Below are 24,763 nucleotides of genomic sequence, written 5' to 3' on the forward strand. Positions count from 1 at the left end.
GTTGGGGGTGGAGGCGGTCCGTTGTTGGGGTGTGGGGGCGGACCGCCTCCGGTGGCCAGGGGGTTGGGACCCCTTTTGGTGTGGCCTCTTACTCATGTGAAGTACTAGTGGTGTTTGGGGATGCGCCGCTGCCGGTTGGCTGTGGTGGCGGCAAGGATAAGGGTGCCTGCGATGATCAGGAGGATGATGCCTGTGCCTCCAGCGTTGGGCAGGGTGAAGATATGCAGATAGGTGTACGTGTTGGAGGTGTCATCGGGCTGGGCCTGTCCGGCGAGGGTCCATCTGACGCGCACGGGCACAGCCCCGGGGTCGTGGGCCGTGGTGGTCGCCTCCCAGGTGTTCGGTCCTGTCCGGCGCAGGGGGAGCGTGGTGGAGTCGATGGTCAGGTCGGTGGGTGTTGGGTGAGGGGGAATGGCGGAGGTGCATGGCGTGGGGGTTTCGCCGGTGTCTCCGTGTCCGCCCTGCCCGTTGGAGTTGTCGCCCCATGCCTGGGTGTTGCCGTTGGTGTCGATGGCGATGGTGGTGTCGGCCATGCTGGCGGTGACGGTGGTATTCAGACCGGGTATGGTCGTGGGCTGTGTTGGGGTGCTGGTGGCGTGCCCGAGCTGTCCATTGGTGTTGTCGCCCCAGGTCCAGGTGCGGTGGTCTTCTCCGGTGGCGGTGTAGTGGGCGCGCCCGGTGGACGTGTGGGTGAACCGGTACGTATCGTTCGTGCCTGCGGGCCAAATGCGTGCGGGTGTTGCGGTGTCGGTGCCGTCGGCGAGATCGCCCCAGACCCAGAGGCGTCCCCGCAGGTCGATGGCCATAGTGTGGTCGCCTGCGGCGCTGGCCTGAACGTAGCCTACAGGCTGCTGCGGGTCGTCCCAGGCGGCCACGGTGGGCGTGGCCGCGGCGGCAGGTACTCCGGTGTCGGCGTGGCCGAGCTGCCCATGTGTGTTCGATCCCCAGGTATACAGGTTCTCATCCGACCCAATCGCCGTGGCATGCCTGTCACCGGCAGCGATTTTCTCGAAGCGGAACGTGGTTGGCACGCCTTGAGGCAGGGCGACCATGACGGGTCGGGTGCTGGCGGTGGTGCCATTGGTGTCACCGAGTCCACCGGGCAGACTGCCCCAGATATACAGGTTGTCGTCTGACCCGATCGCCAAGGTGTATCCGTCGCCGGCTGCGACCCGAATCCAGGTGAACCCCTTCCCGTCAGGGAGGATGACCTTGACGGGTGTGGTGCGTTGGGTGTTGGTGCCGTCTCCGAGTTGCCCGCAGGTGTTGTCTCCCCATGCGTACAGGTTGCCGTCGGAGCCGACGGCGGCGCTGTGGTTGCGTCCGGCCGTGGCCTGCACCCAGAAGAACCCGTTGTCGGTACCGTCTGGGCGGGGAATCTTGACGGGTGTGGTGTGCTGGCTTGTGGTGCCGTCTCCGAGTTGGCCGTTGGTGTTGTCGCCCCAGGTGTACAGGTTGCCGTCCGATCCGATGCCCAGGGAGGACGATCCGCCCGTATCCACGGACGCCAGGCGGAAGCCGGGTGCTGCGGGTGCGGTCAGGGTAATCGTGTCATCACCGTGTTCACTGCCGTGGTCCGGGCTCAGGACCCATCGGCCGGTGCGGTGCCAGCGTCCGGTCACGGTCAGGTCGTGCTCCAGGGGCGCGGCGAAATCGTAGGCCACGTCCCCGTTGAACCACCCGTCGAAGGTCCACCCCTCCTCGGACGGGTCCGCGGGGCGTTGGGTGGGCTCTCCCGCGGCAACCTGCTGCGCGGGTGTGGGGGCGCCGTGATCGGACACGAAGCTCAGAGTAACGATGTTGCCCGTGAAAGTGAACGTCAGACCAGTGTCCTCGGTTCTGACTGGGGCTGAGCGAATGCCGGTGGAGGACTTGACGGTCAGGGAGACGGTCTCAGGCCTGTGCCGGGGCGAGACGGCAAGCCACCCGCTCGCGGTGCGCTCCACTTTACCCATATTCGGTTTGGTGCCGAACAGAACACTCGTGATTGAGGCGCCCACTGGATGCCAGACCATCGTCGGTTTATTTGCCCCTGCCAGGCCAACAGTCGCTTTATTGATGGTGTTGTCTCCGAGCTGCCCGCTGGCGTTACTTCCGAACGCATATGCTTCGCCGTTGGAACCGATGGTCAGTGTGTGCTCGCCCGTCATGCTGGCGACGGCGTTGGTATACACGAACCCCGCGGGTGTCCCCTCTGGTGCCGGTATGCGTTCGGGGGTGTCGACACCGCTGCTGGATCCGTTGTTGGTACCGGTGCCCAGCTGGCCCTGGGCGTTGAGGCCCCATCCCCAAACGTCGGTGCCGGTGATGGCGATAGAGTACCTGCGGCCGGCCCTGATGCCGGTTGCTCCGGTGAGGCCGGGGACCCGTCCGGGCCGGTTCGCGGGTGTGGTGGTGGTTGGGGATCGGCCCAGCTGCCTGGTCGACCAGGTTCCCCAAGACTGAACGGTGCCGTCCTGAGCAACTGCCAGGGAGTGGTAGTAGCCGGCGCTGACGGTTGTGAATCGTAGGTCGGTATCTACCGGGGCGAGATCGGTGCCGCCGGCGTGACCGAGTACGGTGTCGGTGCTGATGTAGCTGTTGTCGATGCCGCCACCCCAGGACCATGCGGTTCCGTCTGCAGATAGGCCTATGGAGTGCGTGAAGCCGGCACTGACCATAGTGAATGCGGTTCCCCTCGATGGCCTTATTTTCTCAGGTGTTGCATCGTTGGTACCGCTGGTGTCGCGCCCCAGCTGTTTGTAGGCGTTATTTCCCCAGGTCCAGATGTTGCCATCCTGGTCCAAGGCTGCAGAGTGTGTCCGCCCGGCGCTGACGGCGATGAAACCTACGTTCTTGGGTGCGGCGACCAGGCCTGGTCGTCTTGCAGGGGTTGCCGCGGTGGGAGTGCGGCCCAGCTGTCCGTCCGAGTCGAATCCCCAGGTCCAGATTCTGCCTTCGCTGTCGAGAGCCATGACGTGATAAAAACCGGCGGATACCTGAATGATTTTCGCTCCCTCAGGCGTGAAGACCGGTATCGGGGCAGGCATGTCGTTTTTTTCATATTCGGCTACTTGCGAGTAGTGGTTGTAACCCCATCCGTATACGTTGCCGTCGCTGCCGACGGCCAGAGAGCAGTTCCTGCCTGCAGTTATTTGGGCGTATCGTACCTCGGAGGTGCTTCGGCTAAGGTGCACTTCGGTGCCGCCTTGCCATGGTCCTTGTGTGGGTGTGGTGGTCCATTGTGCCCATTTGGCGGTGAGGGTGAGGTCGTGGGTGACGGGTTGGGAGAAGTCGTAGGCGGTGTTGTCTTGGAACCAGCCGTTGAAGGTCCATCCGTCGTGTGTGGCGGGGTCGTCTGGTCGTGGGGCGGTGTCGCCTTTGGCGACGGTCTGGGGTGGTGGGGGTGTGCCGTGGTCGGTGTGGTAGGTGACGGTGGCGGTGTCGCCGGTGTAGGTGAAGCGCTGGCTGGTGTCGTCGGGTTGGGGTGTGCCGTTGCCGGTGTGTCTGATGGTGAGGGTGGTGGTGCCGATGGGGTGCCTGGGCGAGGTGGTGTGCCATCCGTCGGCTTCGCGGTGGGGTGTGGCAAGGTTGTGCGACTGGCCGAAGAGGACATCGGTGGGTTGCAGGTGGGTGGGCTGCCAGGTGGTGGTGGGCCGGTTGGCGGGGTTCCGGGTGTTGTCGCCGAGCTGGCCGGTGGTGTTGTCGCCGCAGGCGTAGGTGCGGCCGTCGTTGCCGAGGAGGAGGGTGTGGCCCGGGGTGCCGGTGGCGGGTGCGGCGGCGGTGTAGCGGAAGCCGGGTGCGGCGCCGCCGGGTGCGGGGGTGCGTGCGGGTGCGGTGTTGTCGTCGGTGGTGTTGTCGCCGAGCTGGCCGTGGCTGTTGAGGCCCCATGCCCACGCGGCGTCTGCGGTGATGGCGGTGGAGACGCCGGTGCCGGCGTTGACGCGGGTGGCGCCGGCGGGTCCGGGGACCTGTCCGGGCCGGTTGGCGGGGTTGGCGGTGTCGGGGGTGCGGCCGAGCTGGCCGTGGTCGTTGCCGCCCCAGGTCCAGACGGTGCCGTCGCGGGCGATGGCCATGGCGTGGTCGTTGCCGCTGCTGACGGCGGTGAAGCGCTGGGTGGTGTCGACGCGGGCGGGGGTGTCCCGGGGGCCGTCGTGGCCGACGGGGCCGGCGGCGTCGCCCCAGGTCCATACCCCGCCGTCGGTGTCGATGGCCATGGAGTGGTGGGATCCGGCGCTGACGGCGGTGAAGGCGGTGCCCGCTGGCGTGGGGACCCTGCCGGGGGTGGCGCCGTCGCCGGAGCGGCCGAGGTTGGCGTCGCCCCAGGTCCATACCCCGCCGTCGGTGTCGATGGCCATGGAGTGGTGGGATCCGGCGCTGACGGCGGCGAACCTCACGCCCGCGGGCGTGGCGGCGGGAGCGGGCCGGGTGGAGGTGCCGCCGGTGGTGCCGCGGCCGAGCTGGCCGGTGGTGTTGTCGCCCCAGGTCCAGACGGTGCCGTCGCGGGCGATGGCGATGGCGTGGGAGTCGCCCGCGGCGACGGCGGTGAATCCGACCCCGTCGGGCATGGCGGCCATGGCCGGGGCGGCGCGGTGGGCTCCCGCGTCGTCGCCGGCGCCGAGCTGGCCGGTGGTGTTGTCGCCCCAGGTGTAGGCCTTGCCGTCGCTGCCGAGCGCGACGGAGAACCCGGCCCCGGCGGCGACCTGGGCGAACCTCACCCCGTCGGCCGCGTCGGAGATCCTGACGTCGGTGCCGCCCTGCCAGGGGCCCCGGTCGGGGGTCACGGACCGGCGGCCCCACCGGGCGGTCAGCGTCACGTCGCCGGTCACGGGCGCGGAGAAGTCGTACGCGGCGTCGTCCAGGAACCACCCGTTGAACGTCCACCCCGGCCGGGACGGATCCTCACGCGGCCAGGACGCCGTGCCCCCGTCCGGCACCGACTGCGCCCCCGGCACGCCCGCGCCGCCCGCCTCCGACGAGAACGACACCGTATGCACCACACCCGCGCGCACACCCACCGCCGTCTGCACGGAAGGGGCGTCCGCGGCGTGGGACGACAAGGGGCTCGACGTCGCCAACCCCGCCGGACCCGAAGGCAACACCACACGGGACCGGCCGGCAGCCGACAAAGAGGACACACCCGAAACAGTGGGGCCACCCGACGAGGACACGCCGGAAGACAGGGAGCCACCGGACGAAGACGACGAGGCATCGGAAGAAGAGGACGACGAGGCATCGGGCGACGGGGAAGGGACCCGATCCGGACCATCCACCTGGATGGGGCGAGCCTGGCCGCCGTCGGCAGGGGCCAGGACCCCGGGTGCCGCCCCAGCGGACACCGGGGAATCAACCGCCTGCGCAATGGACACCAGGCCGGCACTCAAGACCGTCATCACCGACACGACGGCAACCACCGGGCGAGCCAAACGACGACGGCTCTGGAACACGTTCCACATACGCATGCGTGTTGATTCCTCATCAATTCACACCCCCGTCCGATCAACGGTGACAGATTCGCCTCCCCCGTGGCGAATCAGGACCGGATCAAGGGCTATCCCAACATCAGATTAGAGGTATACCGTACCATTGCACCCTGCGGTCGACCCGCAGGATGAAACAAATTGTTTCACGCTGGTAGTGAATTGTAGGTGCACCAGCCCTGTCGACGGTGAGTAGGGCTGAATGATGCCGCCAGAACGAGTGGTTGTAGCCGGAGCCAAGTCGTAATGCCGAATGAGGGTCGAATGGCCCCGGTCTGGCCGGTATACCCGTATCGACTGGAACCGGTAGGCCTACACGTGTTGCAGTTCGCCAGCGGCATCCTTGTCCAGGAGCCAGAGTGTTTGTTCGGTGCCCCGTGCGAAGGAAGAGGGGACGTGCGGATTGTCCACGCCTGCCAGGGCCTGGCTCACCGCCCAGGCCTTTTCCTTGGTGGAAGTGAAGAGCCAGACCTTGGGTGTCCGGCGGATGAAGGGGTTGGTCATGGTCAGCCGGAGCGGGGGGAGCTTGGGGGAGTGGCTCACTCCGACCACCAGCTTGCTCTCGTCGGTAATCAGGACCTCGGGTCGGTCAGGGAAGAGCGAAGCGTAGTGGCCATCGGGGCCCACCCCGAAGACGGCAAGGTCCATGTGTCCGTCAGGGCCGATTTCCTTGATGATCTCGTCCTGGTAGGACTGGGCGGCCCGAATCAGGTACTCCTCGTTTTCCTCGTCGGTCGCGGCGGCAACCTGCTCGGGGGTACGGGGGTCGGCGGGCATCTCGTGAATATGCTCCTCGGCCAGTGCGTTGCCCTCACTGAAGACGTCCTTGTCGAAGCACTGTCGGGCCTGCAGGGAATTGCGTTCGCCATCCTCTGCGCTGATGAACCGCTCATCGCTCCACCATAAGTGGACCTTGCTCCAATCCAGCAGGTCCTTCTGGGGGAATGAGGCCATCTTGAGGTATATGTCCACGGAGTCTCGCCCGCCGGTCAGGGCCACGTCGACCCGTCCCCTCCTGGCGATGACATCACCCATTTCCAGCACCGCCCGGTAGGCCACGGCACTGTTCATCGCATAGGTGTCCTTATAGACGATGACTTGACGCTCGTTCATACGATTCTCCTTGTGGTCATTACCGACCGTGCGCGGGTTCCGGCTGCCTGGATGAATCAGGGTTGGTCCTGGCTGTTGTGGTCGACCATGGGCCAGCCCTGCCGAATCACGTCCTGATAGACCTCGTCGGGGTCGAGACGGCCAAGTTCCTCGCTCATGCAGTCCACGGCCGTGCGCAGAGGCATGGAGATGGCCTGGCTTGCCTGGCCTGGCTGGTTGATCCTGGCCTGGTCCGTCTTGTGTCGTTCCATGCTCATGGTCCCGTCGCTGCGCTCGAAGTACACGCCTGTGATGGCCCGGGCTTCAGGGTCCCGTTCCACGCTTACCGGCACATGGAGTTTCAGGGCCAGCCATGAGGCCAGGAGCTCCAAGGGCAGGTAGTGGGACTGGCCGGTCACCCGTGCGGAGGTGATGGGCAGGTGGGGCGGCTGGTCGACCATAGAGGCGAGCAGAGCCCGCCAGATGGTGGTTCTTGTCCAGGAAAGGTCCACGTCTTCCGCGCCGGAGTGCTCCAGAAGCGAGGCGAAGGCGGCCTGGCGGTCATCGGATCCCATCACATCGGTGATGCGGCTGGTTGCCATGGCTCCAATGGGGTCCTTGGACGGGTCCTGTGGCGGGTTTCCGGGCCACCAGACCACCAGGGGTGCATCAGGAACCAGGAGGGGGATGACCAGGGCATCGGAGTGGTCCAGGAGCGCCGTGACCGGCTTCAGCACCACCACTTCGCCCGCCCCCGCGTCCGAGCCGAACCGGATTTCGGCATCCAGGGTGTGCTCGCCCCCGTGCTCGGTGGCCTTGTAGGAGATGCAATCGTCATCCTGATCGACCTGACGGGCGGGCCCGGATTCCTCGGGTCCTGGCTCGGCGGTCGTGTGCCCCTCGGCATCGGTCACCATGGCAATCACCCGGCAGGGGTGTTCCCGACTGGCTGAGTTGATGGTCTCCAGGGCGGTTTCCAGATGAGGGCCATCGGTGATGATGACCAGGGTCAGCACTCTGCCCTGGGCAGCCTCTCCTCGCTCCACATGGAGTTCATCAATCTCGCGCGCTATTGCGGAGGTTGTGGTGTTGTTCAGCCTGACAATCATGGCATCCTCCAATGGTATCCATCTCGGGCGAGCATCCTGTCGGCCTCTTCCGGCCCCCAGGTACCGGCCCGGTATGGCTGCGGTTGACCCTGCCCGGCCCAGAATTCCTCAATCGGATCGAGGATCTTCCAGGAGAGGTTGACCTCCTCTGTGGTGGGGAAGAGGGGCGGATCTCCCAGAAGGACATCCAGAATCAGGCGCTCGTATGCCTCCGGGGAGGCCTCGGTGAAGGACCGACCGTAGGAGAAGTCCATGTTCACGTCCCTGACCTCCATGGCCGATCCAGGGGTCTTGGCACCGAACCGCATGGTGACCCCCTCATCGGGCTGGACACGTATCACTACGGCGTTGGCGCCGAGTTCCCTGGTCGCCGTGGCCTCGAAGGGGAGGTGGGGGGCGCGTTTGAAGACCACCGCGATTTCGCTCACCCGCTTGCCCAGGCGCTTGCCCGTACGCAGGTAGAAGGGGACCCCCGCCCAGCGTCGGGTGTCAACATCCAGGCGGATGGCGGCATAGGTCTCGGTGGTGGAATCGGGGCTGATTCCCTCCTCATCCAGGTAGCCGGCCACATGCTGCGACCCCTGCCAGCCGGCGGCGTACTGCCCTCGGGCGGTATGGGCGGCCAGATCCTTGGGCAGGCGGATGGCCGAAAGCACCTTGGTCTTCTCGGCGGTCAGGTCTTCGGCCGCGAATGACACCGGCTCCTCCATGGCCGTCAGGGCCATGAGCTGCAGGAGGTGGTTCTGGATCACGTCCCGGGCGGCGCCGATACCGTCGTAGTAACCGGCCCTGCCACCGATGCCCATGTCTTCGGCCATGGTGATCTGTACATGGGATACGTAGTTGGAGTTCCAGACCGGCTCGAACATCATGTTGGCGAAGCGGAGGGCGAGCAGGTTCTGCACGGTCTCCTTGCCCAGGTAATGGTCGATCCTGAATACGGAATCGGGCTCGAACACCTCGGAGACCACCCGGTCGAGTTCCCTGGCCGAGGCCAGGTCGCGGCCGAAGGGTTTCTCTATGATGACCCTGCGCCAGGCTCCCTCCTTGGAGTGGGAGAGGCCGGATTCGGCCAGCTGGCGGGCCACGATGGGGAAGGCCTTGGGCGGCACCGACATGTAGAAGGCGTGGTTGCCGCGCGTGCCGCGCACCCTGTCGAGTTCGGAAACCGTGGCCGAGAGGTGGCGGAAGGCCTCCGAATCGTCGAAGGTCCCCTTGACGAACCGCATGCCCTGGCTCAGGTGCCGCCAGGTGGACTCGTTGAAGGGGGTCCGGCAGTAGGCTCGTACGTTCTCCTCGGCGAAGGAGGCAAAGGCCTGGTCGTCCCAGTCGCGTCGACCGAATCCGATCAGTCCGAAGCTGGCGGGCAGGAGGCCCCTGTTGGCCAGGTCGTAGACGGCCGGTAGCAGTTTCTTCTTGGCCAGGTCGCCCGTCACACCGAAGATGACCAGCGAGCTGGGACCGGCGATACGGGGCATGCGCAGATCGCGCGGATCCAGCAGTGGATTATGCCAGGGTTCCTGCATGGATGGACTGCCGCCGCTGTGGGCGGAATCCTCCACGGGGCGCCGGTTGGGTGTAGTGGCCATAGTGCTCCTCATGAATATGTGCTCACCAGTCTAGTATTTGCTCCCCCAAGGGAAAGGATATGTTCGTGAATGTAGGGCAACAGTCGGTAAAGTCACATTTCCCGGACGACCTCCCTAGAATGGTTCTTATGGTTCCGAATGTTGAAATGGCCGAGGCGCTGCACCGCAAGGTGGCCCCCTCGCAGGCCGCCTACGATCTGATACACACCCACTGCTCGATAATCTCCACCATCGCCGTGGGAATCACCGATCGGGTCAATGCCCTTTTCCTCAAGCAGTGCACCCTGCCACAGGATGCGCCCGAGCGTGACCCGGCACAGGGCGGGGGAAGCATCCCGCCCCGTCTCCTCAACCGCGACCTGGTGCAGGTCGGCGCCCTGCTGCATGACATCGGCACCTACCTGATACTCAAGGATGATGGTGCCGAGGGCCGCCCCCTGACCTTCCAGGGTGAGCGCTACATCCAGCACGGCCTGGAGGGATACAGGCTCCTCATCGACGAGGGGGTCGACGAGTCCGTGGCCCAGTTCGCCCGGAACCATACTGGGGTCGGGCTGACCCGTCGGCAGGTCGAGGAGGAACATCTGAACCTTCCACCTGACGATTACGTACCCGTCAACCTGGAACAGGAGGTGGTCATGTACGCGGACAAGTTCCACAGCAAACGCCAGCCTCCCATATTCGTCTCGGAGGCCACGGCCGCCAGGCGCACCGCCAAGTACGGGCCGGACAACCTGAAGCGCTGGCAGGACCTGGTCGCCAAGTACGGGGTGCCGGACCTGAAACCCCTCGCCGATCACTACGGCATGGAGATTGTCTGAGACCTAGGCCCTGCCCCAGTAGGACCGATACCGATTGCGGAATTGGTCGGCCATCCAGGGATCCGGATTGTAGGGGGCTGCGCCCGCAAGGTGCGTGCCTTCGGGTCTGCGTCCGGCTGCGATGGCGGCAAGGAATCCGGCCATGCCCGCCCGTCCGTAGTCATAGGGGGAGCAGCACCAGGCGGGATTGACCTCCAGCACGAACGGGTGCATCAGCTCGGGCGCCCGGTTCGGAGAGGAACTCGCCGGGAAGGCCAGGTCGATGCAGACCGCGTCCATGCCCCCGAGCGCTGCCGCGTGAACGGCTGTCTCCTCGGCCGGCGCACGCAGGTTCGGATCGAAGGAGGCCCCATCGAAGACCGTGATGATGCCGTGGTCATCCGATCCGATATGGCGGCAATATCCGCTGGAGGCCACGGCGCGACCACCCAGGACCACCACCCGCCACTCCTGGTCGATGTCATCAATATGCCGGCTGATTTGAATCCGTGCATCATCGGGAGCCTCGGCCAGGTCCTGGCGCAATTGAGACAGAGTCCGGCGTGCGGCACGGAATGCCGGCACCCTGCCGCCGGCAATCTGGGACCAGGGTCGGTCCCCCAAGCCTGCGGGAGGGTGCCGCCACTGCCGAACCTCGCCGGCGCAGGCCACCATGACCCTGCGCCCCAGCAGACTCTCGCCCAGTCCGCCCAGACAGTCGGCTGGCGGGGTCATCAGGGTCATGGGGGGCCGCCCCAGGGATTCCAACCAGGCGTTCTGCGCAATCAGCAGCCCGGGGTCTATCCAAAGGGCGTCATTGTCGCCCAGGTCCCGCGTCGGCGCCAGGCCATCATGCCGGACCAGGTCCCAGGCGGTATCCGAGGGGAGGGCCTGACGGATGGTCCGGGCAATCCACCCGTCATGCGAAACGATGTGGCAGGTTGACCGCACGGCGGTATCGGGCCCGGGTGGGAGCCTGTCCGGATCAGTCGACGATGAATCGATCGTCGTAGGTCCACTCCTCGGCCGTATCGGTGCTGTCGGAGGTGACGATGACCACAGAGCAGTCGTTTCGGCGCGAGACCTTCTTCAAGGTTGCCAGGATGGTGTCCCAGTCTCCGGGTTCCAGGCCTTCGGTCGGTTCGTCGGCAATCAGCACATCGCACTCGCAGCACAGGGCGCGGGCCACGGAGGCCAGACGGTAGTTCAGGCCGTCGAGGTCCTTGGCGGGCTTGGATTGAAGGTTGTCGGGGAAACCGACCCTGTCGAGCATGTGCCGGGCCAGGTTGTCCTTGGGGCCCAGGAAGGTCCTTCCGCTGGCGTCCATGGTGTAGACCAGGTTCTCCACAGCGGTCAGGTCGTCCCTTAGGGCGTCGGTGCCGAATATGACCCCGATCTGGTGTCCGCGGTAGTCCGAGGCCTCCAGCTGCCGCAGGTCGGTGCCTCGGAAGAGCACGTTGCCTTCGGTGGGTGCGCGGAGCCCGGTCATCAGGGCCATCAGGGCGGCCTGCTTGGCGGGTGACCTGGTCACGACCGAGTAGAGGCGGCGCATCTGGAAGTCGAGGTTCACGTCATCAAGGACCAGCTCGGTCTGCCCCTTGACCTTTCTGGTGAACTCCACATGCCTCAGGGAGAGTACGGGGTATCCGCCGGGTACCAGGACGGTCCCGTCCATCTGCCCGAGGAGGGGGTCTTCGGCCGTGTCCGTATCCTCGTCCCCGTCAGGGGCCTTCTGCTCGATGACCACATCAAAGGTCATCTCCTCCACGTCCTCTTCGGGCGCCCCAGCAGCCTCAGCGGCATCCGACTCTTCGCGGAGCATGTCCTCGTCCATCTCGTCCTGGTCGTCACGGTCCTGCTTCTGGTCGCTCATGCGCGCTCCTCCAGGTCGTTGGTGTACAGCTGTGAGGTCTTGAATGCAGCCACCCGCAGGGAGGCCACCAGGGCCATGACCGCACAGACGGCCATGCCGATCAGTGCCACCCGCCAGACCAGGCTGATGTCGGCCGCGACGGCCAGCTTGCCCAGGTCGAACCTTGCCTGGATCAGCGGCTTGCTGACCAGTGCTCCCAGCCCCAGGCCCAGTCCCAGACCGGGGATGGAGAGGAGGAGGGTCTCCAGGGCGAACTGCCATCCCAGGCGTGCCTTGTGGATGCCGATGGTCACGGCCATTCCGATTTCGTTCCTACGCGATTTCAGCATCAGGAACAGCGAGACCAGAAGAATCAGCCCGCCCAGTATCGAGACAAGTATGATGCCGGTCCTGGCCTGGTCGGCGGCCTGGTGCACGGGCTGGAGCTGCTTCTCGTACCGGTCCAGGCTGGGTGAAGATATGTCGTATTTGGACTCTTTCAGCCCGTTTTTACGCATGGCCTTGATGAACTCTCGGTAGTCCGAGGGGGAGGAGAGCACAAAGGCCACATGCAGGTCATGCCCTTCGGATCCGGGTTCGCTGGCCGTATCCAGCTCAAGATTGGCGAAGACCGGGTAACCGGTGTAGATGGTGTCGTATGCCGACTCGGGTACGGACCGCTTGCCGTAGGTGTAGATTCCCCCCACCTTCACCTGGGCGGTCATGTCGGTCTTGACGGGGTTGGTCAGCGACACCTTGTCGCCCACCTTGGCCTTGTTGGCCCTGGCGGTCTTTTCGGATATCAGGATTGATTGCACGCCGGAGTTGTCCTGGGAGGTGTAGTCGATTCCCTTGCCCTCGATTATCCGGAAGGTCCCGTAGGGCAGGCTGGGTTCGGCATCCTTGCTCGAAATTCCCAGGATAGAGAAGGTCCCCTTGGTGGTGAGTCCCTCGACGCCCACCCGTGAGGTCTCGGTGAAGTAGGCCTTGTACTGCAGGGTGGGCTGGAGTTGCTGTGCGTACTTGGAGTACTCCTCCCAGCCCAGGGGCTTGGCCTTGGAACCTTTTTTGGGGGTGATGACCGCATCGGCCGTCTGGGCCTCATAGCCGCTGGTCCTGGCTGTGCGGTCGATCTTGACCACGGTGGCTCCGACCAGGGTCAGGGCGGCCACAACCAGGCAGGCCAGGAAAAAGACGAGGCTGCGGGCCAGATGCCGCCTGATGGTGAGCCAGGCGTTCTTGAGAACGAACATTGCACCCTTCCTGATTAGCACCCGGATGCGGTCGGGGCCGACCGCCCGGGGTTCGGGTCGGTCCCTCAGGTCAGGGCGGCCAGGGGTACCGATTCGCCGAATTCCAGTCTAGCGAAAGACGGTGCCAAGAGTAGGGAGTCAATCATGGAGAAAGCTGAATGTCTGCTGAACAAAGTCGGGCGCCCGCCCCTGGCTGGGAATCGCTTCCCGCAGGGGCCGGGCGCCCGGAAGATGGACGAAGGCCGGACCCTGGGTCAGGCCTCCTGATCGTCCGCGTGAGAGAATCTACGCACCTTCAGCGAGATGACCAGGGCGATGACAATCAGAACGATGGTGAACCAGATGCCATAGTGGGTCCCGTTGGTGAAGGCCGCGGCCTTGTCGGTGGTACTTGCGTGGGATTCGCCAATGGCCAGGAGCGAAGTCGCCACAGCCGTCGCCACTGCACCAACGATCTGCTGCATGGTGTTGATGATGGTGCTGCCGTCGCCGGACTGGGCGCCGGTCAGGGAATTCAGGGCATAGGTCTGAGCCGGTGACATGGCCAGGGGGCAGCCGATCATCAGGATGACGTGGGCCGCCACCACGAAGAGGGCCGGGCTGTTCGGGGTGGCGAAGAGCAGCATGACGCCGCCGATCAGAGCCACGATGAAACCGACCCTGACGGGGATGCGGGCGCCGAATCCGTCATAGAGCCTGCCTGCGAACGCCGAGACCAGGGCGTTGATGACCCCTCCGGGGAGCATCAGGATACCGGTCATGGCCACCGGCAGGAGGAGTCCGCGCTGGAGGAACTGGGGCAGGATGTACATGGACGAGAGGATGACCGCGAAGTCCAGCATGACCAGGGTTGCGCCATAGCGGAAGGCCGGGATGGAGAAGATGCGCAGGTTCAGCACGGGGTTCTCCATGCCCAGCTGGCGGCGCACATAGAGCACCAGGGCGATGATGGCCACAACCAGCACAGTCAGGGTGACAAGGGAGTTCCATCCGTACTCGCTGGCCAGGCTGACACCCGCCACGAGGCCGCCGAAGCCGATGATCGATTCCAGAATGGAGAGGAAGTCGGGCTTCTGCCTGGTGATGGTTCCCACGTTCTTCAGGAAGAAGATGGCGAAGATCAGGGCAACGACCAGGAAGGGGGTGAAGAGCCAGAAGACCCAGCGCCAGGAGAAGCTGCCCAGGACCAGGCCGGTCAGGGTGGGGCCAATGGCCGGAGCGAACATGATGACCAGGGCGCACATGCCCATGACCGTGCCCAGCTTGGCCGGGGGGAAGATCAGCATGGCCACCGTGAACATGAGCGGCAATATCAGACCCGTGCCGATACCCTGAATCAGCCTGCCGGCAAGGAGGATGCCGAAGTTGGGGGCCAAAGCGGAGATGACCGAGCCCACCAGGAAAGCGGCCAGCCCGAAGATCACGGTCTGCCGGGTGGTGAACCACTTGGAAATCAGGCTGGAGAAGGGCAGGACGATGCCGATCACCAGCATGTAGCCGGTGACCAGCCACTGGACCGTGGCACCGGGTATCTGCAGGCTCTCCATCAGGTTGGGCAGGGCGATGTTGAGCGAGGTCTCACTCAACATGCCCACGAATGCGCCTATCATCAAGGCGGCGATGGCGGGCCAGGGGTGGTCGACCTGGACCCTCGATTGTGTCGGGGCTGCAGGCTTGGACGTTTCTTCCAATGTTCCTCTCCTTCTCAAAGCAAACAGGTTGTCATATTAGGGAGTGAAACGACTTTTCGTAAGTCGGCATGTCTGCTGAAGTCCCGGGCTTTTCCTGAGAGCGCGCGGGTAGGGCGATGAATCATGTCGCCGACGAACGGAGGAACTCCGTGACCTCTGACCGGTTCCTATCCGGCCAGGTAATTCCTCCACCCTCCATGGCGCTTGAGGAAGAGATTTGTCAGGAAGATGGAGGTTCCAAGAAGGGAGGCTCCCGCCAGCAGGGATCCGATGATGACCTTGGTTGGATTTCCCCCTGCCAGCGGCAGTTGGTAGGAGGACGCCACGATGATGAAGGTGGCATCGTTCGTGCTGTAATCGACATCGAACCACTTGGTACCCACGTGGTTCACATCCAGCTGGCTGGCGATGTGGGCCTTTCCCTGTGCACTCAGTCTGACCTGATAGGTCCCCGCCGCAGTGGCCCCCTCGCCCAGAACGGTACCGTCATCCTTCTGTACCTGCAGATCGCCTGAGGTCAGGGAGAGGTTGGCCGGGTAAACGGTGGTCCCATCGGTATCGTAGATGGTCACGGAGTACTTCCCGGTTTCGGGTTTCAGCATCTCCCCGGTCCTTGCTACGGACGAGCTTCCGGTGAGCTTCGCCGTGAGATGGTGTGTGACGTTGATGTTGGCATCGCCGATTAAAAGAGCACTGGTGCTCCCCCTGGGGTATCTGAATTGGACGTGCCAGGCACCCTCCCCGTTCAGCGTCTGCGACATGTTGCTGTGATCCGGGCTGCTATTGGATTGCACCACGCCTTGGGGATTGGTCAGGATGATATCGAGGTCGTCGAGGGTCAGGTGGTTTCCGTTCCCATCCGTGGCCGACATGAGGTTCTCATAGGGCGTCCACCTGGCTCCATAGGAGCTGTAGGAGTCACGGACCCTGATTCTGTCCGCGTTCAGATATACCTGGTAGTAGCCATTGAAGACGGACCGCCCGTTCATCTCCATGTCCCAGGCGAAGCGGAAGCTGCTTGTGCCATGTGGAACGGTGAATTTCCCGTCGGTCGGGGAGTATGAGACCCCGGTGGAAGACCACACGTTGTTGGGATTGATATCGATATGGTCCAGCTTCTGTCCGGCGACATCGGTTTCGCCGAAGAGCTCACTAAGAGTGATGCTGGGCTTGTTGGGTGCGAAGTAAATGGTGGCGTTCTCGGTATTGGCTGGCGAGGTGCCACTCAACCGGGCCGAGGGAAGAAACAGTTCGGAGATGTTGTTGTAGTCGAAGGCATGGTCGCCAATGCTGACGGGTTTGGTGGAATGCACCGATGTGATCAGGTTGCCCACGAAGGCGAGCTGGCCGACGTTGGTCAGGTTGTCGGGGAATATGAGGTCCTTGGAATTCGCGCCCCCCATGATGCGGTTGTAGGCGAAGGCGGAATTGCCGATGGTCTGCAGGGCCGAGGTGGCCGGTAGATCCAACCTGCTGATGAGATTGCCGAAGAAGGCTCTGTCGGCGATGGTCTTCAGGTTTGGCGGAAGGGTGATGCTGTTCTGGATTCTGCCGTATATGAAGGCCTCCGTGCCGATGCTGGACAAGGAGTCCGCCCCGCTCATGTCCAGCTGGGTCAGGTTCGATATGCTGCCGAAGGCGTTGTCGCCGATGGTCTCCACCTTTGGGGGTATCGCGACCGAGGTCAGGTGGGTGTTCCAGAAGGCGCTCTTCCCGATGCTGGTCAGGGAGGTGGCGTGGCTGAAGTCAACGGTGGACAGTGCGGATGAATTGTTGGGGCTGTGGGAAAAGGCGTTGTCGCCGATGGTCTTTACCTTGCCGGGGATGGCTACCGAGGTCAGACCGGACCCGTAGAAGGAGTAGGCTCCGATGCTGGTCAGGGAGGTGGCCTGGCTGAGATCGAGGGTGTTGAGCCTGTTGGCGTGGGTGTCATTGTTGAGGAAGGCCGAGTTCCCGATGGTTTCCACCTTGCTGGGGATGGTGATCGAGGGGATGTCGCTGTATGCGAAGGCCTGTTCGCCGATGGTCTTCAGATTTGAGGACAGGTGGATGTCGGCGATCTTCGTGTTGTAGAAGGCTTCGGTCTTTATGGTCTCCACCGTGTCCGGTATGCAGAGATGGTTGATGACAAGGCTGCCGGGTTGATATATCAAGGCTTGTTCGCCGATGGAGGTCACCGTATAGGTGTTCCCGTTCTTGGTGAAGGTGCCGGGCAGGCGGACCTCGCCTCCGGCCGGGATCCACCCCCAGTTGGGAATGTACTTGCCGAGTTCGGCGGTTTTGTTGGCCTCGCTGGTGATGGTCCAGTTCCACTTATCGGGTTCGGCCGCGACGGTGCATCCACCGTCTCCGGAGGTCGTGGTCGTCTGGGCTTCCTGGCTCTGTGCCTGGTTTCCCTGCTCCTGCCGGGGTTGTGGGTTCGGGGTCTGCCCTGATGTCTGGGTCGGTGTTGACTGGTCCGGTTGCGCCTGGCCAGGTGATGGCTGACTCGAGGTCTGTGTCTGCTCAGGTGTCTCCGTGCCGCCGGCTTCGCCTGCCTGGGCGCTCTGCGGCACGCCCAGGAGCGTGAGTGTGCCCAGTAGACCGATGACCAGCAGATTCGTTATACAGGTCTTGGCGCGGGACGTAAAGTCCCCAGAAGACAGGGAACCACAACCTGTCCCTTTACCGCCCAACCTGTATGTCATCAGTCCTCATCTCACTACCCCTACACCCTGCTGCAGGCTCCGTGCGCACAAAGTGATCAGGGACTGCTTCCACCTTATAATATGAATCCCGAAAAAGAATCAAAAAAAGACGAAAAGTCCATAGATAGTCCGTAAGACCCAACGTGTGGTCCCGGCTTTCCTGTCGGCTCTCAGATTGCAATCAAGGGGTGGCAGGATATCCCGCCACCCCTTGATGCATGCCCCTCCGGGTTGTCTACTCCCGCGGTCCCTTCAGCTGTCGTTGCCTCGCAGCGGCAGCTGCCATGGTCAGCAACCCTACGACCAGCAGGAGGACGATGCCGATCCCGCCGGCGTTGGGGAGCCTGGCGGTGTGCTGGAAGGTGTAGGTGTTGGAGGTGTCGTCGGGTTGGGGGTACCCGGCGATGGTCCACTGGATGCGAGCGGTGGCCGATCCGGGGTCATGGGCAGGTGTGGTGATCTGCCAGGTGCCGTCGGGTTGTTGACGGATGTTGGTGCTGTCCTGCCCGTCGAAGGAGATTCGGGTGGGTACTCCGTCGGCTGGAATGGTGATGGGGGTTGCTTCGGTGAGGTCGGCGGATCCGGCTCTTGTGCCACCCTGGTGGTTGGTGTTCTGCCCGAATCCATAGGCCGTTCCATTGGTTCCGATGGCCAGGCTGTGGTCACCTGCGGCGCTGATGGCGCGGGCGGTGAGTGCCTGATTGGGGGTATCAGGGTTCTTGGCCTGTGCGGGTTGCTGTGAAGCGCGCCCGTCGGCGAGCTGGCCGTGGGTGTTGTCGCCCCATCCGTAGACCACCTGATTGGTTCCGATGGCCAGGCTGTGGCTTCCCCCTGCCGCCAGCTGGGTGTAGGCGAACCCTTCGGGTGCGCCCTGGGGGAGCGGTACCTGGACGGGTACGGCCTGGTCTCCGCTCAAGGCAGGGGTGGCCTGCCCGTTGTCGTTGCGGCCCCAGGCCCAGGCGTGCCCGTCCTCGTCCAAGGCCAGGGCATGGTAGGCACCTGCGCTGATCTGGGTGAAGACGGGGGCCTTGTCGGCTCCTGCGGGTGTGGCAATGGGCCCGGGCAGTCCGCTTCCGCTGCTCGTGCTGCCTTGGCCGAGCCTGCCGTTGGAGTTGGAACCCCAACTGTATACCTGCCCGTCATTACCGAGTGCCAGGGCGAATCCGTCTCCAGTGCTGATACGGGTGTACCGGAATTCGGGTGCGGTGCCGGTTGGGGTGGCGACTCGGACGGGCAGGGCGGAGGAGGTGCTGGTGCCGTCGCCGAGGCCGCTGGTGTTGGATCCCCAGGCGTAGGCGTTGCCATCGCTGCCGAGTGCCATGAGCTGCTGACCGCCGACTGCGACCTGCGTGTACCGGAATTCGGGTGCGGTGCCGGTTGGGGTGGCGACTCGGACGGGCAGGGCGGAGATGGTGCTGGTGCCGTCGCCGAGGCCGCTGGTGTTGGATCCCCAGGCGTAGGCGTTGCCGTCGGAGCCCAGGCCGATGCCCATGGAGTCTCCGGCCTGGACCTGGGTCCAGGTGAATCCGCTGCCTGCTCCGGTCGGAGTGGCGACTCTTACGGGGGTGGATCGGTCGGTACGGGTCCCATCACCGAGCTGACCGCTATCGTTGGATCCCCAGGCGTAGGCGTTGCCGTCGGAGCCGATGCCCAGTGAGTTTCGACTTCCTGTGCTGACCTGGGCCAGGCGCATGCCGCCTGGTGCGGGAGGGGTCAGAGTGACGGTCTCGCCGCCGGAGTCAATGCCGTGGTCCGGACTCAGCGTCCAGCGGCCGGGCTGGTGCCAGTGGGCGGTAAGGGTCATGTCCCGATCGATGGGTTGGGTGAAGTCGTAAGCCGTATCTCCGTCAAACCATCCGTCGAACACATGGTCCGCTCGTGTGGGGTCGGTGGCAGGCCGTGCCGTGGTCCCATCCTCGTCCACTGTGTCATCGGGAGGGACGGGTGTCCCTCCGTCGGTGTCGTAGGTGACGGTGTACCGGCTCGGGGCATAGGTGTAGTCCAGGTCGGTGTCGGGTTGTGGTTTGCCGTTCAGACTCCATCGGATAGTCAGGGGTACCCGACCGGGCCGGTGCTTCCTCGCTGGTGCAGTGACCTGCCAGGAATCGTCGGTTTGTGGGCTGGGGTTTCCGCCTGGTCGAGCCCCGAATGCGGTCGAGGTGACCTGCAAGGTGGGGAAAGAGGTCTTTCCGGGCGTGGATCGGGGCGTGTCGGTTCCTTCGCCGAGCTGGCCGTGGGTGTTGTCGCCCCAGGTATGCAGGGTGCCTGTCGAGTCGATGCCAAGGGTGTGGCTCATTCCCACTGCGGCCCGCTTCCATGTGAAGTTTGCCCGGCCCGGGGTGGTGATGGCGACTGGCACGGTCCTGTCGGTATTGGTGCCGTCGCCGATCTGGCTGTTCGTATTGCTTCCCCAGGTGTAGAGAGCTCCAGTGGAGATGATGGCCTGCGAGGTCTGACCCCCGGCAGAGACTCTCAAGATAGTGGCACCGTTGGGCAGGTCGGACTTGGTAGGCAGGGGGTTGTCGGCCTCTGCAGGGTATTTGCCGATTTGGCCGTGCTGGCCGGAGCCGAATGCGTATACAGCGGTGGTGTTGGCGGTGGTGTTGGTTGCGATGGCAAGGGTGTGGTCCTTGCCTGCGGCCAGATACAACCAGGTAAAGCTAGGGGGTGCGCCGGTCGGGGTGCGTACGGGGGAGGGGGTGGCCGTGGTGGTCCCGGTCTTATTGTCGCCCAGCTGGCCGTAGGTGTCGTCGCCCCAGGCATACAGGGTGCCGTTGTTGGCTATGGCGAGGGAGTGATTGCCTCCGGCCTGTATCTGTGTGTAGGCCAGCCCGGGCGGCGTACCTTCGGGCATCGGGCGTATTGCGGGTGTGCCGGTGGCGCTGCCGGCCGCTCCGCGTCCGAGCTGGCCGTAGGTGTCGTTGCCCCAGGTCCAGACGTGCCCGGTCGTGTCCAGGGCGATGGTGTGGTCGTCGCCGGCATTGATCTGGGTGAATCGTGTATCGCCAGTGGCGGCAAGGCCGGGTGTGGAATCATCTCCGCCGACCGTTCCGCGTCCGAGCTGTCCATCTGAGTTGTCGCCCCAGGTCCAGATCCGCCCGGCGGTGTCGAGGGCTGCCGTGTGGTTCCTGCCTGCCGTCGCCTGGGTGAAGAGCACATCTGCAGGTGCGGCTGTGCCGGTGGGGAGGGTGCGTCCGGTGTGGGTGCCGTCGCCGATTTGGCCGTGGGTGTTGTCGCCCCACGCGTATACCTGTCCGTCGCTGGAAACGGACACGGAATGGGATCCGCCTGCGTTGATGCCGGCCAGGCGTGCGCCTAATGCTCCGGAGGGGGCGGTGAGGGTTATGGCCGTGCCGCCGCCGGTGGGGCCGGATGCGGGTGACCGTGACCAGGAACCTGGATGGCTCCATTTGGCCGTCACAGTGGTGTCTTCAGAGATGGGCTGGGTGAAATCGTAGGCCGCTTCGCCCTGGAACCATCCGTCGAACTGGTAGCCGGCACGGGTCGGATCCGTGTCAGGCCGGCTGGCGAGCCCCCACTCATCCACGGTCTGGACGATAACCGGGTCTCCGTTGCCTGGGTCGAACCTGACCTGGTGCCTCAATGGCAGATATGTATAGGGCAGGACTTCCACACCCTGGTCCAGACCTGGTCGTGACCAGGGCACCCGTAGCTCCACCTGTCCCGGCGAGTGGGCAGGAGGACGCGCAATCCAGGAACCGTCCGTCTGCCGTGTCACCACGCCCTGGGCCGGTACTCCGTCGAAGGTGACGCCGGACAGGGTCAACGGCCACGGAAACCATACGCTGGCCGATTCGTAAGTTTCTGCTTGTACGACGGTGCCGCGTCCAAGCTGGCCGGCTGCGGCGTAACCGAAACCGTAGGTGGAGCCATCGGAGCCGATGATCAGCGTGTGACCATAGCTGTTGGAGGGTGCGACCCTGAGGTATGAGAAACCGTTGGGTGCATCCGTGGGCGCAGGTATCCTGGTGGGCACGGGCACACCCTTGCTGTCACTGCCCATGCTGGTGGGGATGCCCAGCTGCCCACTGTTGTTGTGGCCCCAGGCCCAGGTACCTGTGGAGGTGATGGCGATGGAGGAGGAATTTTGCGAGGTGCTGATGTCGGTGACCCCGGACAGGTTATCGATGCGCCCTGGTCTGCCGGCGGGGTTGGTGTCGTCGGGTGTGCGACCTAATTGGCCATACCCGTTGCGGCCCCAGCTCAGGACGGTGCCGTCTGTGGCAATGGCCAAGGAGTAATCACTGCCTGAGCTGACTTTTGTGAACTTCAGATTGCTGTTGACCGGAGCGGGGCCTGTGCCGTTGTGCGAGTCAGTACTTCCGAAGCGTCCGGACCGCTCGTCAAGGTAACCCCAGGTCCAGGCGGTCCCGTCGACGGACAGTGCTGTGGAGTGCCAGCTGCCGGCGCTGATGGCAACGAAGGTGGCTCCACTCGCCATTACTACTTTTCCGGGAGTTCTTCTTTCTTCTGCGGTGGTGGCGTACCGTCCGAGCGTTCTCCAGCCGTTGTCGCCCCAGGTCCAGATGTTTCCGTCCTGGTCCAAGGCCACCGAAAATTCGGAGCCGGCGCTGATGGCAATGAACGATACGCCTGTCGGCGTGCGGATTATGCCAGGTTTGTTGGCCGGATTTGCACCGTCCGGTACACGGCCGAGTTGGCCGTAAAAGTCGCTGCCCCAGGTCCAGACTCTGCCCTCGCTGTCCAGGGCCATGGCATGTTTGTTGCCTGCGGATACTTGAGTGAATTTCACGCCTTCAGGCATGGGTACCTTCACCGGAGTGTTATGTCCTGTCGTGGTGCCGTTGCCCAGTTCGCCGTTTGAACTGGATCCCCAAGCGTATATGTTCTGGTCGCTTCCCAAGCCCAACGAGAACCAACCACCTGCTACCACTTGGCTGAAGGCGATACGGCTTGGTGGGTCAAGCCGTATATCATTGCCGCCTGTCCGCGGGCCTGAACTGGGATGGACTGACCATTGGCCGTTCCCATATGTCCACCGGGCTTTAAGCGTGGTGGGGCCGGTAATGGGGGTGATGAAATCGTAGGCGACGTCGCCCTGGAACCATCCGTCAAAGGTCCACCCATCCTCGGAGGGATCACTTGGACGTTGGGCCACGTCACCGACTGCCACCTCCTGCTGGGGTATGGGGGCTCCGTGTTCGGATTGGAAAGTCACGGTGGTGGCGGTGCCGGTGTACGTGAACTGGTGGCCGGTCTCGTCGGGTTGGGCGATGCCGTCGATGGTGGATCGGATGATGAGGTCGACGGTGCCGATGCCTTGCCTGGGGGCGGAGGTGTGCCACCCGTCAGCACGGCGGTACACTCCGGCTGCGTTGTTTCTGTCGCCGAATATGACGGCAGTGATCTCCCTGCTGGTGGGTCTCCAAACCATCACCGTCTTGAGGGAGCTTTTTGTTGTGTTCTGTCCGAGCTCTCCGGAGGTTCCGTTTCCTGTACCGTAGACGTTGCCGTCGGATCCGATTACCAAGGTCCGGAAAGAGCTCGTACCATTGGCTGCGAAACCAATGTACTTGAATCCGGCGGGTGCCCCGTCGGGAGCGACCATGCGTGTTGGTGTGGCTGAGTCTGTGGTGGTGTTTGTGCCGAGCTGTCCTTGATTATTGCGTCCCCAGGCCCAGCTCCCGGTGCCGGAGGTGGCTGCGGAATATTGGTTTCCTGCGTGAATAACGCTGATGTCGGTCAGGCCGGGGACGGGGCCTGGCTGGGTGGACGGGTTGTCTGTTGTGGGCGCGCGTCCCAGCTGACCGTAATCATTGCTTCCCCAGGTTTGGAGGGTGCCGCCCGTATCCAAAGCCATGGAGTGATCTCCACCGGCGCTGATATCAGTGAATTTCAGATTGGTATTGACCGCTGCGGGTGATGTGCCGGTGTGACCGAGCCAGTCCCCGCCGTTTCCCCAGGTCCAGACGGTCCCGTCAGCTGCCAGGGCCATGGAGTGGTTTATGCCCGCACTGATGGCTGTGAAAACAGTGCCTGCAGGTAGCTGTGCCTTGCCGGGTGTATCTCCGGAGGCGGAGCTACTGCTGGGGCGTCCAATTAGGCCGCCCCATGAAGGCCCCCAGGTCCAAACTTCGCCGTTCTGATCCAGGGCCACGGCATGTCCCTGACCGGCACTGATGGAAGTGAATGTCACGCCTGTCGGCATGGGGACCATACCGGGTCTGTTGGCGGGGCTGGCGGCATCGGGTCTGCGGCCCAGTTTTCCATAACCGTCGTCACCCCAAGTCCATACCCTACCCTGACTGTCCAGGGCCATGGAAAACTGATAGCCTGCGGATACCTGAATGAACTTCACGCCCTCGGGCATGGGGACCATTAGCGGGACCATGGAGTAGGGTATGTCAGCGATGCCGAACTCGGAGTGACGGTTGGATCCCCATACGTATACGTTCCCGTCGCTGCCCACTGCCATGGAGTGCATGGCACCCGTCGAAACCTGAGCAAACCGATTCTGATCCGTGGGCAAATTCACCTGGACGTCGGTGCCGCCCCTCCAGGGTCCTTGGGTCGGGCTGATGGACCACTTGCCCCATTTCGCAGTAAGAGCCGTGTCCTTCGTTACCGGCCGGGTGAAGTTGTAGGCGACGTCTCCCTGGAACCATCCGGCAAAGGTCCACCCAGGCCGGGTGGGATCGCTGAGAGGCCGGGTGGCGGTCCTTCTGTCGACGACCGTCTGGGCGGCAGGCATGCCTTGGGTGCCGGCCTCGGAGGTGAATGTAACGGTATGGCTGTCACCGGATCTGGCCGCCGGTTCACGGGATTTTGCGGCCGCCTGGTCTGAGTCCTCGCCTGACAGTGGATTGGGGGTCGCCAGCTGGGACGGTCCGGAATCGGATTGCGGGGTGGAAGTGGTTGACGATGGTGCCGGTTCAGCGGGCCGTGAGGCAGACGGTGTCGGGAGCGGCGATGAAGGCGTATCCGAGGGAGACAAGGTGGAACCCTTGCCGGGGTTCAGGGTCTGAAGACCTGCATCACCTTCTGTCCGGGACAGTGCGGACTGGTCCGCCAACTGTGCGTCAGCCGGGTTGGAACCTGCCATCAGGCCAACCCCCATGGCGGCCAGGACGGCAAGCGCGCCTATGATCGGCCTGGCGATGTGCCTGGATACGCTGTTATTGTGCATAGCGAGAACTCCCCAATAATCCCGCCTCTTGCAACTGAGAGACTATCGGTCTCCGCACTCGCC

At 64.0% G+C, this 24,763-nt stretch carries 12 protein-coding genes; 2 read left to right on the forward strand and 10 right to left on the reverse strand.

What is annotated here, in order from left to right; translation table 11 throughout:
- Positions 1-104 precede the first annotated feature (104 nt).
- The 4 genes from H3V08_RS00220 to zwf all read right to left on the reverse strand — a co-directional run bounded on the left by H3V08_RS00220 (position 105) and on the right by zwf (position 9,186).
- Entirely contained in the window at positions 105-5,441 is a 5,337-nt protein-coding gene (locus H3V08_RS00220) for an RCC1 domain-containing protein (RefSeq protein WP_198181203.1), read from the reverse strand.
- Positions 5,442-5,771: 330 nt separating this feature from the next.
- Positions 5,772-6,572, reverse strand: a complete 801-nt coding sequence (gene pgl / locus H3V08_RS00225) for a 6-phosphogluconolactonase (RefSeq protein WP_198181204.1) — start codon at positions 6,570-6,572, stop codon at positions 5,772-5,774.
- Between the two features lie 56 nt (positions 6,573-6,628).
- A complete protein-coding gene (locus tag H3V08_RS00230; RefSeq protein ID WP_198181205.1) occupies positions 6,629-7,660 on the reverse strand; it encodes a glucose-6-phosphate dehydrogenase assembly protein OpcA in 1,032 nt (343 codons plus the stop codon).
- Positions 7,657-9,186, reverse strand: a complete 1,530-nt coding sequence (gene zwf, locus H3V08_RS00235; protein ID WP_198182049.1) for a glucose-6-phosphate dehydrogenase — start codon at positions 9,184-9,186, stop codon at positions 7,657-7,659. The genes H3V08_RS00230 and zwf overlap by 4 nt, the downstream gene beginning before the upstream one ends.
- Positions 9,187-9,368: 182 nt before the next feature.
- On the opposite strand from zwf, the gene H3V08_RS00240 reads away from it, so the two are divergent.
- Positions 9,369-10,070, forward strand: coding sequence for an HD domain-containing protein (locus tag H3V08_RS00240; protein WP_198181206.1), 702 nt, complete (start codon positions 9,369-9,371; stop codon positions 10,068-10,070).
- A 3-nt stretch (positions 10,071-10,073) separates the two neighbouring features.
- On the opposite strand, the gene H3V08_RS00245 is transcribed toward H3V08_RS00240, so the two are convergent.
- Genes H3V08_RS00245 through H3V08_RS00255 form a run of 3 tightly spaced genes read right to left on the reverse strand, consistent with a single transcriptional unit; the run spans position 10,074 to position 13,154 of the window.
- The gene (locus tag H3V08_RS00245; protein ID WP_198181207.1) at positions 10,074-11,000 is read right to left on the reverse strand and encodes a hypothetical protein; all 927 of its coding nucleotides are present in this window, start codon (positions 10,998-11,000) and stop codon (positions 10,074-10,076) included.
- Positions 11,001-11,034: 34 nt separating this feature from the next.
- Positions 11,035-11,922, reverse strand: a complete 888-nt coding sequence (locus H3V08_RS00250) for an ATP-binding cassette domain-containing protein (RefSeq protein WP_198181208.1) — start codon at positions 11,920-11,922, stop codon at positions 11,035-11,037.
- Positions 11,919-13,154 (reverse strand): FtsX-like permease family protein, encoded by a 1,236-nt coding sequence (locus tag H3V08_RS00255; RefSeq protein ID WP_198181209.1) that lies wholly within the window; start codon positions 13,152-13,154, stop codon positions 11,919-11,921. Before H3V08_RS00255 ends, H3V08_RS00250 begins: the two co-directional genes overlap by 4 nt.
- A gap of 144 nt (positions 13,155-13,298) precedes the next feature.
- On the opposite strand from H3V08_RS00255, the gene H3V08_RS07565 reads away from it, so the two are divergent.
- Positions 13,299-13,421, forward strand: a complete 123-nt coding sequence (locus H3V08_RS07565; RefSeq protein WP_269748698.1) for a hypothetical protein — start codon at positions 13,299-13,301, stop codon at positions 13,419-13,421.
- Here H3V08_RS07565 and H3V08_RS00260 read toward each other — a convergent pair.
- The 3 genes from H3V08_RS00260 to H3V08_RS00270 form a co-directional block, all read right to left on the reverse strand.
- Entirely contained in the window at positions 13,409-14,845 is a 1,437-nt protein-coding gene (locus H3V08_RS00260; protein ID WP_198181210.1) for a DHA2 family efflux MFS transporter permease subunit, read from the reverse strand. The genes H3V08_RS07565 and H3V08_RS00260 overlap by 13 nt on opposite strands.
- Positions 14,846-15,012: 167 nt before the next feature.
- Positions 15,013-17,532 (reverse strand): leucine-rich repeat protein, encoded by a 2,520-nt coding sequence (locus H3V08_RS00265; RefSeq protein WP_198181211.1) that lies wholly within the window; start codon positions 17,530-17,532, stop codon positions 15,013-15,015.
- A 235-nt stretch (positions 17,533-17,767) separates the two neighbouring features.
- Positions 17,768-24,700, reverse strand: coding sequence for an RCC1 domain-containing protein (locus H3V08_RS00270; RefSeq protein WP_198181212.1), 6,933 nt, complete (start codon positions 24,698-24,700; stop codon positions 17,768-17,770).
- Positions 24,701-24,763: the final 63 nt, after the last annotated feature.

This window comes from Bifidobacterium sp. M0307 (assembly GCF_016100445.1).
In the GTDB taxonomy this organism is placed as follows: domain Bacteria; phylum Actinomycetota; class Actinomycetes; order Actinomycetales; family Bifidobacteriaceae; genus Bombiscardovia; species Bombiscardovia coryneformis.